Genomic DNA, 12913 nt, shown 5'->3' with positions numbered 1-12913 from the left:
TTTCCTTAACGTATTCGAGAGTGTTGCGTAATGGTCTAATTATTCGAATCTGATTAAATAGGTTAAGGGTTAGTTTGAAACAGACTTAATTTCCTGCAGTTTTGGCTGAGAACTTCTTTGCAATAAAATACCTATAGTTAAAATAGCTAAACCACAAAGAATAAATGTCACACGTCCCCATAATGGGTTAGGGATCAAGCACATAAGTATCACACCAGAGCCCATTATTTTCACCATCATACCCAGCTTTTGGCGTTGTTGACTGTCAACTTCACTTTGTTGATCATCCGCAATATAGGGGGTTTCTAAATCCTTGAAAAAACGTTCCCTTTCAGCTTTGTTTTTGTCTTTAGCTTCGTTGTAAAACAATGAGGTTGCACAGAAGAAACCAGCGGTAAATATCAAGTGGCAGCCGATTAGTAAAATGATATTCATATCGATGCTTTCACGTTTAGTCAGAGACTCGATCCCAAACAATGCTCCAAAATCACTTGCAGTGAACACATTCATTACAAACCAGGATACAAACAAGCCAACAGCCATAGTCGCCCAAGGTGCCCAACCTGGTGTTCTTCTCACAAAAATACCAAACAAAAGTGGGATCATCATGGGTACTTGTATCATGCTGGAAACAGACATCATAAGTTCAAATAAACTCAGTTCTTTCAGTGACGAGAACCACAACCCAGCGGCGATAACACCAATACCACTTATTAAACTAATTAGTTGGCTAACACGCAGTAACTTATGGTCTTCAATGGTTTTGTTTCTTTTAGCCAAATAAGGTTGATAAATACTGCGTACAAAGATGCCGGCATTCTTGTTCAGCGCAGAATCCATTGAAGACATAGAGGCAGCAAATAGCGCTGCCATCAACAAACCAACGGTTCCAACAGGCATCGCATTTTTAGCAAATTCCAAATATACCGCGTCGCCAGCTTTTGCTCCTAGCTCTGCATAATTGGCAGTGAAATCAGGGTATAAGGTAGCCGCAGCCCAAGGAGGAATAAACCAAATAATGGTGCCTAGTCCCATCAATGTCATCGCCAATAACGCGGCTTTTCTGGCATTAATGGAATCTTTGGCAGTGAGGAAACGAAATGAATCATGTAGGTTCATCATAGTGATGATCTGTTTTGGTAAAAATATTAGAAAAGTACCTACCAGAATTAATGGATAGTTCATGTTTGGCCCGACTAGAAAGCCTCCTGGAAAATCACTGACTAAATTAACGGGTCCGCCTATTTTGACTAACGCAACGACAGCACAAGCAACAGACACTACTGCTACCACTAAGGTTTGCACAAAGTCCGATGCGACAACACCCCAGGCTCCAGAAAGTACTGATACAAATAGTACCGTTAAACCTATAGCGACAATTGTGATGTTGATATCGACCCCAAACACAGCACTGGTAAATACACCGAGTGCGTTGAGCCAAACCCCCGCATTTAGAAAGCTAAAGGCAATTAACGCCCAAGACAGAAATAGTTCATTTGAATGACCGAACCGCCTTCTAATACCTTCGGTTGGAGTGTCTACTCGCATTTGTCTAAAGCGATGTGAAAAGAAAGCCCAACCACAAAAGAAAGCAAAGGAATTACCTAGATACACTAGACTAATGGCAAAACCATCGGCATAGGCTTTACCTGCTGCCCCGGTGAATGTAACAGCCGAAAATTGTGCCATAAAAGCTGTGGATCCTACCATCCACCACAACATTCTACCGCCGCCTCGAAAATAGTCGCTGGTGGATTTTTCGGCCATGCGAGAAAACACCGCACCAATTGCGAGAATTAATAAGAAGTACAGGGCAATAACAACGTAATCATAAAACATGCTCAGCTCCCTGATTGCAAATGGCGTACATCTGTCCAGTTGTCATTTTTTCTAATGATGTCTATGAGTTGTTGATACACACTTCCTTCTTTAAAAGACTGGTAGGGTTCAACTGTTTCACCGCTAATATCTTTCACAAATTCTCTCGCCAGATAATGCCAATTTCGTTCAGTATCACCTTCAATATCAGGTTGATTGTCTGAGATATCTTTGGGTAGAGGCAATGCTGTCCATTGGTTGTCTTTATCGTGAACATAAAGCGGCCCCATGGCATAGTGACCTTCAATAAAAATGGCGCCTTTTGTGCCGTAAAATACTAGGTGGTTTTCTTGAAATTTGGGTGTCAATCCGCCGTGTTTAAAAAGCACAGAAACAGGTTTAGTGGCTATGGGGCTTTCTAATTGCGCTAGAACGGTATAAGACCATTCAACATTACTTTCTCCCCATTTTAGAGAAGGATCATTTAGATCTTTGGGGATAAAGTCTCTTCTTGTTTTGAAGTTGTGCACACCTTCAACAATAGGTGCCTTGCCTAGGTCATCGCGCACATCACCGATTATCGATAGGATTTTTTCGCCTATTACGCTGGTTACAATCGACATCATGTGTGTGAAGTTGTTGTTGAGACGCCCCCCTCCGTCTTCTTTACGATGTGACCAACCAAAGGGAATATCTCGTTCTAAATTGAAATGAGAGATACATTCCACTTCAACCGGTTCGCCAATTGCGCCGGCTGCAACTAGCTGTTTCGCTTGTTGAACACGGGGCATATAGCGGAAACTAGACGCAAACGCGGTTTTAACATTTTTCTGTTTAGCCAGTTCGTATAATTCTAAAGCTGACTCTCCAGTATCTGTTAATGGTTTATCGCTGAATACGTGACAGCCAAACTCGATAGCTTGTTTTATTGGATCAAAGTGCGCGCCTCCAGGTGTTGCAATAGATACTATGTCTGGCTTACAGTCTTTTAATGCTTGTAGCCAATCTGTGCCTGTGTAGGGGATATGCATTTTTTGGGCAACGTCGTTGACTACTTTGGGTGTTCTTCCTACTATCCCTACTACCTCGGCACCGGCTGCCCGAAACGCGTCTGCATGACCTTGCCCTGCAAATCCACTTCCTGAAATTAATACTTTTAACTTGTTACTCATTGTTTCACCTGTAATCAAACGATTATCTAATAATTTATTTGTTACCAATTCCAAACAGTGCCGTCTTCGAGGCGGCAGACTGGCAAATATGAACGCTTATACGGAAACGCTTTTGCTGCCTCTTCGTCGAATTCAATGCCTAGACCTGGTGCCTCGCTAACATGGGCCATGCCATCAACAACCTTGTAGTCGTGCTTAAATAATTGCTTTAATTCATCGTTACCAAACCCAACAAATTCTTGGATACCAAAGTTGGGTGCCCAAATGTTTAAGTGCATATGGGCTGCCATGCAGACGGGTGATAAATCCGGTGCACCGTGGGGCGCTAACTTAACGTTATAGATACTAGCGAAATCTGTAATACGTCTTAATGCCGTGATACCGCCGGCATGTGTAGCGGCCACGCGGATAAAGTCAATTAGCTGATTTTGTATTAAATCTTTGCAATCCCAGATGGTGTTATAGGTTTCACCTATAGCAAGTGGGGTGGTGGTGTGATGTCTAATTAGCTTATAATTTTCTTGATTTTCGGCCATTGAGGCGTCTTCCAAGAACATAAGATTATAGGGTTCAAGTAGTTTTCCGAGTTTAGCTGACTCAATTGGAGTCAGTCTGCTATGCACATCATGTAATAGATGAATATCGTTGCCCAATCGTTTTCGCGCTGCGATAAATAATTCCTCAATCATGGCGAAATACTTAGGTGTGGACCAGTCTTCCTCTGGTGGTAATGGTCTATTTCCTTGCTGTTCGTAGTAATCTTTCTTGTCGCCTAGCACACCGTAAGTAACCTTTAAACCAGGAACCGCTGATTGTAGTCGTATTGCTTTGAAGCCGTTGTTTACGTGTTGAGCGGCATTGTCTAATGTTTGCTCAATGGACTTACCGTTGGCGTGTGCATACAAAGTCACTGCGTTGCGACTTTTTCCACCTAAAAGCTGATATACCGGCAGCCCAGCGACTTTGCCTTTAATATCCCACAGTGCCATATCAATAGAGGCAACCGCTGCCATATTTATAGGCCCTTTACGCCAGTAAACACCTTTGTATAAATATTGCCAAATATCTTCTATGGCATGAGCATCACGTCCTATCAGACATGGCACTACATGTTCTTCCAAATAGCTCACAACTGCCATTTCACGACCGTTTACAGTTGCATCTCCCAATCCATAAGTGCCATCGGATGTCGTCACTTTTACGGTGACAAAGTTCCTTCCTGGGCAACTTACGAATACCTCAATTTTATCAATAACCACCTAAATCCCCTCGCTCATTTATTTATATAACGTGACATAAATGCTGCACGATATAGCAACAGTAAAATTGATATTTACTTTCAGACTTCAAACTTTCTTTGCTGTTTTTACAAAATGGTAAACAGATTGACATAGTAAAATTTAATGTTAGCATAATTGGCTAAACCGGTTTAGTAAAACGTTTTATTACTTAGTATTAGTGTTATTGGCAACGACCCTATCGAGTGATTTTTCAAAGTAAGAATGAAATCTAATTTGTTTTAGGACTGTTTGTATTTTGTTCGACAAAAGAGATAAGTCATAGATGGTTTTTGGCAGGATACGAAAGTCGCTACAAGCATTATTCACGTAGAAATCGTTTTAATTGGAGAATAGACAGGCATGGTATCAAGATTGAAAACAATGGTTTGGTTGATGGGGTTTATCTTTTTTATTCAAGGATGTGGCGTCGGATCTCAACAGCAAAAACAAGAAGTACAGCTCACTCATGGGGTCGATGATTCTGCTGGTGGAGTGTCTACATACATCATTTCCACAAGTCAGGCTACTTACTACCTTGAAAAGTTAGGTGGTGGATTGTCTAGCATGATAGATAAAGATGGTGTGGATTGGTTGGGCTTTCACAATGAAAAAGGATCGGCTCATAAGGGAGAATATCGAGGTTTTCCCAATGCTATTCATAAACAAGATGGCAGTTATTTTCATGCGCTAAATGCGGGTACTGCCTTATCGACTTCTGTGGTTGCGAAAGAATCGGACGATCACATTCGTATTGTATTTACTTCAGGTAATGGTGCATGGCAAGGCCAGTGGGATTTTTATCCTGAACGTTGTGATTTCACTATGACGCAAATTAGTGCCGGATTTAAGTATTGGGTGTTATATGAAGGCGTACCTGGTGGTGAAATGAATGACGATGATTTTTGGTATTCGTCGGCAGACTCTCAAACCCACCTTATTGATGAGCCGTTTATTGGAGACTTTCCGTCTCCTGAGTGGATAGCTTTCGGCGATGTAAAAAGCCCACGTATGCTGTATATGCTGCATCATGAAGATGATTCTCATCCTGATGATTACCTTAGAAGGCCAGATATGACGGTTTTTGGTTTTGGCCGAGGGAACATAAATGAAACGAGAACTGCCACCACAAAATATCTAGATACACAGCAAACATTTTCAATTGGTTTTGTTGAATCATCAGAATACGCGGAAATTGAAAATTCGATCAAGACAATTCTAAGGTAATAATTAATATCGATTACAGCCTAATCCCAGCGACAAATGAACATTGTTACTGGGGTAGTTAGTTGCATAGATGCTCTTTAACAATCTCTATTTCAACAACCACTTCCGCAATATGATAAGCCATGGCTTCTTCAACTGCTATTGGCTCTCGGTTTACTATGGCGTCGACAACGCTATGATGTTCAGAAATTGCATCACAACTTATTCGAATGCCAATTCTCTTTTCCAAATGCCACACTCGTTCCATTTCAGCTTAAGAGCATATGCCAAGCACCTAATAAACCCGCATATTCAAATAATGTTCGGTGAAACAATTCACTTATTACAAAGGTAGGAAAATGTCCGAGCTCGCTATCATCGACAGTGGTACTTTCTAATATCTGCTGCTCTTCGGTAATTAAAAACTTTACTTTTACTTGCTGAACAAGGCTGTCATCGGTCTGTAGTTACTTATTTGCTAATAGAATCTAAAAGACTTACAGCAGAAATTTCAGGCGAGCCCTGGTGCTGTTTTTCTGCTTTTTTGACCAGTTCAACAATGGCGCTATTGACCGGTACTTTGATGGATTTTTTATTGGCTAGGTGGAGTATTTCACCGTTAAGAAAGTCAATTTCAGTTTTTCTATTACGAACAAAATCCTCATACATTGAAGAGCGCGCCAAAGGGTCAATTTTCAAACTCGCTGCCGCCACCTTTTTATAAAGCCAATTCGGTAAGTTAAGGATCACCGGTAATAATTTAGGAGGAATATTATTCGCCGGTTGCACGACTATATTATTTAAAGACAATACCTTAAGTGTTTCTTTGATGCTTTTTGCTAAAACCTTTCTGTAGTTTCGATTGCCTAATTGCTCGACTAACGGCAAGCCCGAAAGGGCATTAATGGCATTGTTAAGGTTCATTAGCAATTTTCCCCACTGGATAGGCAGCAAATCTTCATAAGTAGTGATCGCCATGTTAGATTTTTCGGCAACGGCAAGTAAGTCTGAAAATTCACCTTGTTTCGCTTCAATTGCCAAATTGCCTTCAGTGCCGCGATGAAAATGTCCTGAACCCTTATTAATAACGTTAAAGGGCACCATGCCTCGGATCACTCTATTTTGATTGAGAATGTCTGACAGCTCATCAAAATTCCGTATGCCATTTTGAAAACTGATTACAACAGCCGTGTCTTTGATAAGTGCTTTAATCTGCTTAGCTGTAGCCGTTGTATCGCCACTTTTAACCGCTACCAATACATAATCTGCGTCCCGTAAACATTCTTGGTCTGTCACATAAGCGACATCACTCGCCTCTATATGCGAGTCGAGACCATCTAGGTCAGTAAGTCTTAATCCATGCAGCTTAACTTCTGACTGTATTTTTTCTCGACCAATAAATGTGACATTTGCTCCACCATTAATGAATCTGCCACCTAAATAACAACCAATGCTGCCCGCGCCCAACACGACTATTTTGGGCGTACCACTTTGTAAGACAATTGACATATTTACTACTCAACTAAAAAATAAAAATTAACAAAAAGCTGATTAGTGCTTTTTAACTAAAAAAATAAGCGAATCAAGCATATGAGAAGCTAATCCTTCAGGCGTATCAAATATTAAGGTATCCATGTTTACAGGCAATGCGAGCGCTCCATGGATGCCAGCCCAGAGGGTTTTTGCCATGTCGGAGATATCGAAATCACGAAAATCACCACTTTGTTGTCCGTCTTCTAAGGCTTGGCATAGGAGTATAAAAAAAGGTTCATCTTGCACTTTACTCCGCGTTGGCGTAGCAAACTTTTCGGGTCTTACAAACAAAAACGCGCCTCTAAATACACGTCTGTAATCGTTGGAAAATCGCACATAGTGTTCAAGTAATAATCGAACTTTAAGGGCTGGATCGTCGCAGTTGTCAAAATCCCTTTTCATTTTGGCGTTTAATTCTTCAACCGGTTCAGACCACATTGACTTGGCCAATTCAGATACACTGTCAAAGTATTTGTAAAAAGTACCTATAGAGATACCGGCTTCTTTTGCTATTTTACGTACAGAAAAGTCCTTCTTACTTTGGGTGTCTTCAAAGGTTAAGCTCATGTCTTCAGCTAACTTTGATGCCGCTTGCTTAATCGTCTCTCGAACTTGTTGTTTTTCTTCTGTGGTGAGCGCTCGTCTCGACATTGTTTTTATTCCGGTTTAGGTTAACTGAGTTGTATTAAACACCCCATGGTTTGGTCAATTGCAATTTTTCATTCTAGGTACAAGTAACATACCAACCATGTATCTGCTGCTTCATTAAAACCAAATCTTCTAGATATTGCTAATTAAATCAAAATATTACTGTTGCAAGCTATGTTCGACAGCGCAGAAAATGTGTTCCTAGCACTGCGCCTATCAGTAATTCATCATTTAACATGGCCCCTACACTGGAGCCTGATAATTCCTTACCAGCATTCATATAAATAGTTTCAAAACTCATTGGAGTCGCGTCTACGTTAATACGTAACACATGTGAAGGCGACAAGTTACTAGGGTCTTTAATGTGAGCAACAAAATCAAAGAGTTTAGGATGCGCACCTGTAAGTAATCTACCTTGTTCATCCCATTCTAAGTTATCTACTGCGCTGTCTACGAAAATCCTATCTTGAAATTCCCACTTTGCAGCGGTGTTATCTCTTGTAAATCTTGAAATGCGCCTTGCTGTTGCTTCGGCAACGTATAAGGTGTGTTGGTCTTGGGACATGGCGATACCATTGGCGCTTCTGATCCCGGTAATAACCAACTCACCTTTGTTACCATCAAAATAAGAAACCGATGCTCTACTTAGCCCTAAATAGTCTTCAGCATTATGCATTACAGAAGAGCGCGGACTGCCATGATCGTTAGTTACTAGGAATTGGTCAATACTGATAGCCTTGATATCGTTTGGCGAAATTAACTCGGGGTAGCGCACACGTTTACGTAACTTGAGTTGATGGTCATCTGAAACGGTAAAAATAAGGATTTCATGAGAATCTAAGTTAGGATGGTTGATAACGTATAGTTCACGCCCTCCGTTTTTAAGATGCAACAAATCGATACCGTGGGGGTGAAAGCCACCTTCAATGTCCACATTTAATTGTTGCGCAGTGGAGTCAGCAGTTGTCATATCTAATAACCAGATATCACCGTCTGAGGCATTGGAACCGTCTCCTCCGGCCCGGTAATCATCAAATACTTCTTGTCCATTTCCAGCTGAAATAAACGCCACTTTATGGATTTTATCTATAGTAATGTCTTCAGAGCCTTTAGGACCAACAACCTTGTGACACTGGCCATAAGCGACGGGTTCAATTTCAAGCCATACCCCAGCGTCGCGACATATACGATATCCTTGGTAGACTATGAAAAGAACAACCAATAACCCTAGTATTTTCAATATGCGCATTGTTGTTATTCCTTTTTATTGTTGTTTGTTATTTTCACTTCACTCTAGAGCAGCAATAATCGCCGCTCCTAAATCGCTGTTCGTTTTCCGCTTCAAGTTGGCGCAACAATATCGGTGTTTTGATCAAGGCCTTTAGGCGATTTGCCAAGTTGTGAGGTCTGCGGTTGCTGCTTTAATTGTTGCAATTCTTTGACTATTTGGGCGTGTTTCTCTTTGGTCAAAGAATATTTAGAAATGAGAAACAATGTGGCTCCAAGAGAAATTGAAACCAACAAAACATTGGCAATTCCTAGTGATGTTAGGGCTTGTGGCGAGATTGCTTCAATAGACACTTCTTTTGGAAAACTGATGAGGTCTAAAGTAACGCCACCTATAAACCCACCTAAGCCAGTCGTCGCTTTAGCCGAAAAGGCAAACGCTGAATAGTGCAAACCTTCTTGACGCTGTCCTGTTTCTAAATACTGCAAGTCAATGGTATCGGCCAGCATAGAGCCAGCTAGTACTATTGCGCCTACACCCGACAAAACCGTGAACAAAGACGAGCCCATAATTAAAAACAGAATAAATGGCGTACCATTTTCTGGCACCAATCCAAGCAGCCTAAAAGCAACAGGTATAGGACCAAAAACAATCGCCATTACCACAAAGGCCATGAACATGTGCTTTTTATCAAATTTGCGTCCTAAAAATTTTATTCCTACAAAGGCAATAATCGCCCCAAGTGCGCTTCCAATGAGTAGCTTTGATAAATCTTGACTGGAAAAGCCCCAAAAATAGGTGTTGATATATAAGGTAAATACATCGAGCACTCCAGAAGAAATAGAGGCTACCAACACGGATACGAACAAAATGACAAAGGTTTTATTTTTCAACATCACAGCAAAATCTTGGAAAAAGTGTTTGAATGAGAAACCCTTTTGAGAACCTTTTTGTAGTTGTGGGATCAAGCGGTGAGTGCCCAAAGTACTTATCAGTATGCTTAGTAAAATCGCAATAGCGCCTACCAAGCCATAAATTTTGTAGGCGTTGATATCAAACCTGCCATCTTCAAACTCTGCAGAGGGAATAAATAGCCAGCTATAAGCCAGATAAGAAATCAGAATCGCTCCAACCCACGAAAAAATCACTCTTATCGAAGTAAGTTGTGTACGTTCGTTATAGTCAGTAGTCATCTCGGGCATCATGGAAGACGAAGGAATAACGTAAAAGGTAATTGACAAACGGATCCCAACTGCAAATACCACCATCCACAAAAAGGTTAAACCCTGAGACATGTCAGTTGGTGGACTAAATAGGCAGTAAAAACATAGGGCGACAGGAATAACTGAGGCGTACATGAATGGGTGACGTCTACCCCATTTTGAGCTGAAATTGTCTGACCAATGGCCAACAAGTGGGTCGCTGATTGCATCAAAAATCAACGCGCACAAAACTGCCGCTCCCGCCAATGAACCGGAAAGCCCTACTACCTGAGTGTAAAAAAATATCAGAAAAACCCCGAAGGCATTTTCTTTGATCCCGGCGGCCAGTGATCCTAGACCAAAGAAGGCTTTGGTGCTGTTGCTGACTTGTTTTTTCATCATTTTAGCTTTCCACGTTATCGCAGTTGAGTGCTGTTTTTGTACCTAGGTTGGCTATTTAACTAATTGAATTAATTAGCTTTAATAGCCATGTTGGCAACATCATTGGACCTTGCCATTAACTTAAATTAATGACTCAAGGGCCTTCAAATAAATTTTCAATAAAATTAATTGACAATCAAATTGTTTGTACTCATATTAAAAATGAACGTGTTCACCTTAACATTAAAAAAACATTGTTTGCAAAAGTTTTAACAAGTTTTTAACGAATTTTTTGAACTGAAATGGAGTACAAATTTATGAAAGCAATATCTGCCGATTCTCATGTTGTTGAGGCCCCAGAAGTTTTTGCGGGGCTGGTGGAAAAGTTTGGAGACGAAGCGCCGCGCTACGTTTCTATCCCTGGAGGCGGTGACTCAATAATGATTCCCAGTATAGGCGACGCCGGCTCAAATATCGCATTTATGTCAATTGCCGGTGCGCGACTGGATAGAAAAGAACCCCTTGAGCGCCGCAGAGGTCACAAACCCAAAGCAGGAAAGTTGACTGATCCTGAAATCATCAATTACATCAAAGGTGGCTATGACGTCATTCGCGACGGTCTAAAAGACGGTTCAAAGCGAGGAGAATGCCAAGATGCTGATGGAGTGGTGGCAGAGTTTTTATATCCTGGATTCTTTTCCATGTTCAAAACACCTAACTTAGACTTATTGGTCGCTTTGGAACGCAATTATAACGACTGGTTGAAGGATTATTGTAACAACTCAAACGGCAGGTTATACGGACTTGCTGCGTTACCGATACAAAACCCTGCCGCCGCAGTTGAAGAGTTTAAACGGGTGCTTAAATTGGGTTATAAAGGTGTGATCATTCCTTCGAATGCGCCGTCTGGTACCCATTACTACGATAAAATTTACGATCCAATTTGGGCGCTTGCTGAAGAATCTGGCACTCCAATTTCAATGCATGTAGCGTGCTTTTCTGAAACTCCACCTTGGGTTATTCAGGCGTCGCAGCGCGACAAACTCGCTATATATGGCAATTCCGCATCACTGATTCACGAAACCCTGATCGACCTGATGGTGCGCGGTGTGTGTAAGCGTTTCCCTAACCTTAAATTTGTTCTGGCCGAATTTAACGCTGGCTGGATAGCGCATTTTCTTGACCGTGTTGACCAAGCTTGGCAGCGCGAGTACGGAGTGAATCCACTGAGCATTGAATATGAAGATGTGGTGTTTGACACTTGGCGTCGCCAGTTTTACGCCACCATTGAAGACGACCAACCAGCGTTGAGTACACGCAACATTATTGGTGAAGACAACCTACTTTGGGGGTCGGACTATCCCCATGCCGATTCAACATTCCCATGTTCTGCGAAAGTGCTAGATGAAATGTTTGAAAATTATTCACCTGAACTACGTCAGAAAATTACTCACGACAACGTTAAAAAATTATATGGCATCTAGCCACGTTTTGGCCGCGCATTGATGTGTAGCTACAACAATGCGTGCCCATTAGGTGGCAGCACCATTGGATTTTAATTGATTAATATCGGAGATGAAGTTTGCCGTGAGAACTCATGATAGAAAACTTGAAGGTCAGGTTGTACTTGTAACCGGTGCTGCGGATGGCATCGGTATGCATGTTGCCATAGAGGCCGCGAAACAAGGTGCCACACTGGTTCTGTGCGACACAAATAGCGAAAAGGGCAATGCACTTGCCCAACAACTTAGCTCGCAATTTGATGTTCAATGCAGATTTATGGAGGTTGATGTGACTGATTCGGAGCAAGTTCAAGCCTTGATTAGCAGTATCCAGTCTTCAGAGGGACGTCTTGATTGTGCCGTCAATAATGCTGGGGTAGCGCAACCACTTTGTAGTACCGCTGATTGTGAAGAGACCTGGGCAAAACAGTGTTTTGATACCAATCTCAACGGTGTGTTTCTATGCATGAAATATCAGCTTCAAGTTATGCAGCAACAAAACAAAGGCAACATCATTAACGTTTCTTCGGTTGCAGGTTTGAAAGCATCTGCTTCGGTATCCGCTTATAGCGCCAGCAAACACGGTGTTATTGGGCTTACCAAATCTGCGGCCAAGGAATATGCGGCAAAAAATATACGAGTTAACGCGGTCTGCCCTGGCATGACAGACACTCAAATGGTCAGGACAGTGACAGACGCCGCGCCACAAAACACTGCAAATTTACTGCGCAAAATTCCCATGAATAGATTCGGTAAACCGCAAGAAATAGCAAAAGCAATTGTTTGGCTTAGTAGTGATGAATGTGAATTTATCACAGGTCATGCCCTTGTTATCGATGGCGGCGAATCTTGTAATTGAGAAAGATGAGAATTGTGTACTAAAAATTAAAACCAACATGTTGGCATGTACTCAGGTGGTGAACATGCTGTGGCTGGAGTAACCCTA

At 41.6% G+C, this 12913-nt stretch carries 11 protein-coding genes; 3 read left to right on the top strand and 8 right to left on the bottom strand.

Going from position 1 to position 12913, the window contains the following annotated elements; all coding sequences use genetic code 11:
* Nucleotides 1-69 precede the first annotated feature (69 nt).
* From KO534_RS14935 to manD, 3 genes are read right to left on the bottom strand one after another with little or no spacing between them, the layout of a single operon-like run.
* Nucleotides 70-1839 carry a sodium:solute symporter family transporter gene (locus tag KO534_RS14935; RefSeq protein ID WP_215930459.1) on the bottom strand — a complete coding sequence of 590 codons (1770 nt, stop codon included), beginning with the start codon at nt 1837-1839 and terminating at the stop codon, nt 70-72.
* Between the two features lie 2 nt (nt 1840-1841).
* On the bottom strand, nt 1842-2990 hold the full coding sequence (locus KO534_RS14930) for a Gfo/Idh/MocA family protein (protein ID WP_215930458.1): 1149 nt from the start codon (nt 2988-2990) through the stop codon (nt 1842-1844).
* A gap of 41 nt (nt 2991-3031) precedes the next feature.
* The gene (gene manD, locus KO534_RS14925; protein WP_215930457.1) at nt 3032-4249 is read right to left on the bottom strand and encodes a D-mannonate dehydratase ManD; all 1218 of its coding nucleotides are present in this window, start codon (nt 4247-4249) and stop codon (nt 3032-3034) included.
* Nucleotides 4250-4651: 402 nt separating this feature from the next.
* Between manD and KO534_RS14920 the strand changes: the two genes are divergently transcribed.
* Entirely contained in the window at nt 4652-5494 is an 843-nt protein-coding gene (locus tag KO534_RS14920) for a hypothetical protein (protein ID WP_436836591.1), read from the top strand.
* Between the two features lie 58 nt (nt 5495-5552).
* Here the strand turns inward: KO534_RS14920 and KO534_RS14915 are convergent, their stop codons facing one another.
* The 5 genes from KO534_RS14915 to KO534_RS14895 all read right to left on the bottom strand — a co-directional run bounded on the left by KO534_RS14915 (nt 5553) and on the right by KO534_RS14895 (nt 10486).
* Nucleotides 5553-5723, bottom strand: a complete 171-nt coding sequence (locus tag KO534_RS14915; RefSeq protein ID WP_215930455.1) for a hypothetical protein — start codon at nt 5721-5723, stop codon at nt 5553-5555.
* Between the two features lie 221 nt (nt 5724-5944).
* Nucleotides 5945-6982 (bottom strand): 2-dehydropantoate 2-reductase, encoded by a 1038-nt coding sequence (locus KO534_RS14910; RefSeq protein WP_215930454.1) that lies wholly within the window; start codon nt 6980-6982, stop codon nt 5945-5947.
* Nucleotides 6983-7024: 42 nt separating this feature from the next.
* A complete protein-coding gene (locus tag KO534_RS14905; protein ID WP_215930453.1) occupies nt 7025-7657 on the bottom strand; it encodes a TetR/AcrR family transcriptional regulator in 633 nt (210 codons plus the stop codon).
* Nucleotides 7658-7826: 169 nt separating this feature from the next.
* Entirely contained in the window at nt 7827-8903 is a 1077-nt protein-coding gene (locus KO534_RS14900) for an SMP-30/gluconolactonase/LRE family protein (RefSeq protein ID WP_215930452.1), read from the bottom strand.
* A 92-nt stretch (nt 8904-8995) separates the two neighbouring features.
* Nucleotides 8996-10486: an MFS transporter gene (locus KO534_RS14895; RefSeq protein WP_215930451.1), complete on the bottom strand. Its 1491-nt coding sequence runs from the start codon at nt 10484-10486 to the stop codon at nt 8996-8998.
* A gap of 296 nt (nt 10487-10782) precedes the next feature.
* Here KO534_RS14895 and KO534_RS14890 point away from each other — a divergent pair, with 296 nt between their 5' ends.
* The gene (locus KO534_RS14890) at nt 10783-11949 is read left to right on the top strand and encodes an amidohydrolase family protein (protein ID WP_215930450.1); all 1167 of its coding nucleotides are present in this window, start codon (nt 10783-10785) and stop codon (nt 11947-11949) included.
* A 103-nt stretch (nt 11950-12052) separates the two neighbouring features.
* Entirely contained in the window at nt 12053-12826 is a 774-nt protein-coding gene (locus KO534_RS14885; protein WP_215930449.1) for an SDR family NAD(P)-dependent oxidoreductase, read from the top strand.
* The last annotated feature ends 87 nt before the right edge of the window (nt 12827-12913 follow it).

The sequence above is a fragment of the Paraglaciecola arctica genome, assembly GCF_018861065.1.
Taxonomy (GTDB): domain Bacteria; phylum Pseudomonadota; class Gammaproteobacteria; order Enterobacterales; family Alteromonadaceae; genus Paraglaciecola; species Paraglaciecola arctica_B.
The sequence above is the reverse complement of the archived record's forward strand: the minus strand, read 5'-3'. Positions and strand labels throughout refer to the sequence as shown.

Excerpts from the sequence above, each read along its gene's own strand:
- KO534_RS14935 (WP_215930459.1), bottom strand. The coding sequence starts at position 1,839 with ATGTTTTATGATTACGTTGTTATTGCCCTGTACTTCTTATTAATTCTC.
- KO534_RS14930 (WP_215930458.1), bottom strand. The coding sequence starts at position 2,990 with ATGAGTAACAAGTTAAAAGTATTAATTTCAGGAAGTGGATTTGCAGGG.
- KO534_RS14920 (WP_436836591.1), top strand. The coding sequence starts at position 4,652 with ATGGTTTGGTTGATGGGGTTTATCTTTTTTATTCAAGGATGTGGCGTC.
- KO534_RS14910 (WP_215930454.1), bottom strand. The coding sequence starts at position 6,982 with ATGTCAATTGTCTTACAAAGTGGTACGCCCAAAATAGTCGTGTTGGGC.
- KO534_RS14905 (WP_215930453.1), bottom strand. The coding sequence starts at position 7,657 with ATGTCGAGACGAGCGCTCACCACAGAAGAAAAACAACAAGTTCGAGAG.
- KO534_RS14900 (WP_215930452.1), bottom strand. The coding sequence starts at position 8,903 with ATGCGCATATTGAAAATACTAGGGTTATTGGTTGTTCTTTTCATAGTC.
- KO534_RS14895 (WP_215930451.1), bottom strand. The coding sequence starts at position 10,486 with ATGATGAAAAAACAAGTCAGCAACAGCACCAAAGCCTTCTTTGGTCTA.
- KO534_RS14890 (WP_215930450.1), top strand. The coding sequence starts at position 10,783 with ATGAAAGCAATATCTGCCGATTCTCATGTTGTTGAGGCCCCAGAAGTT.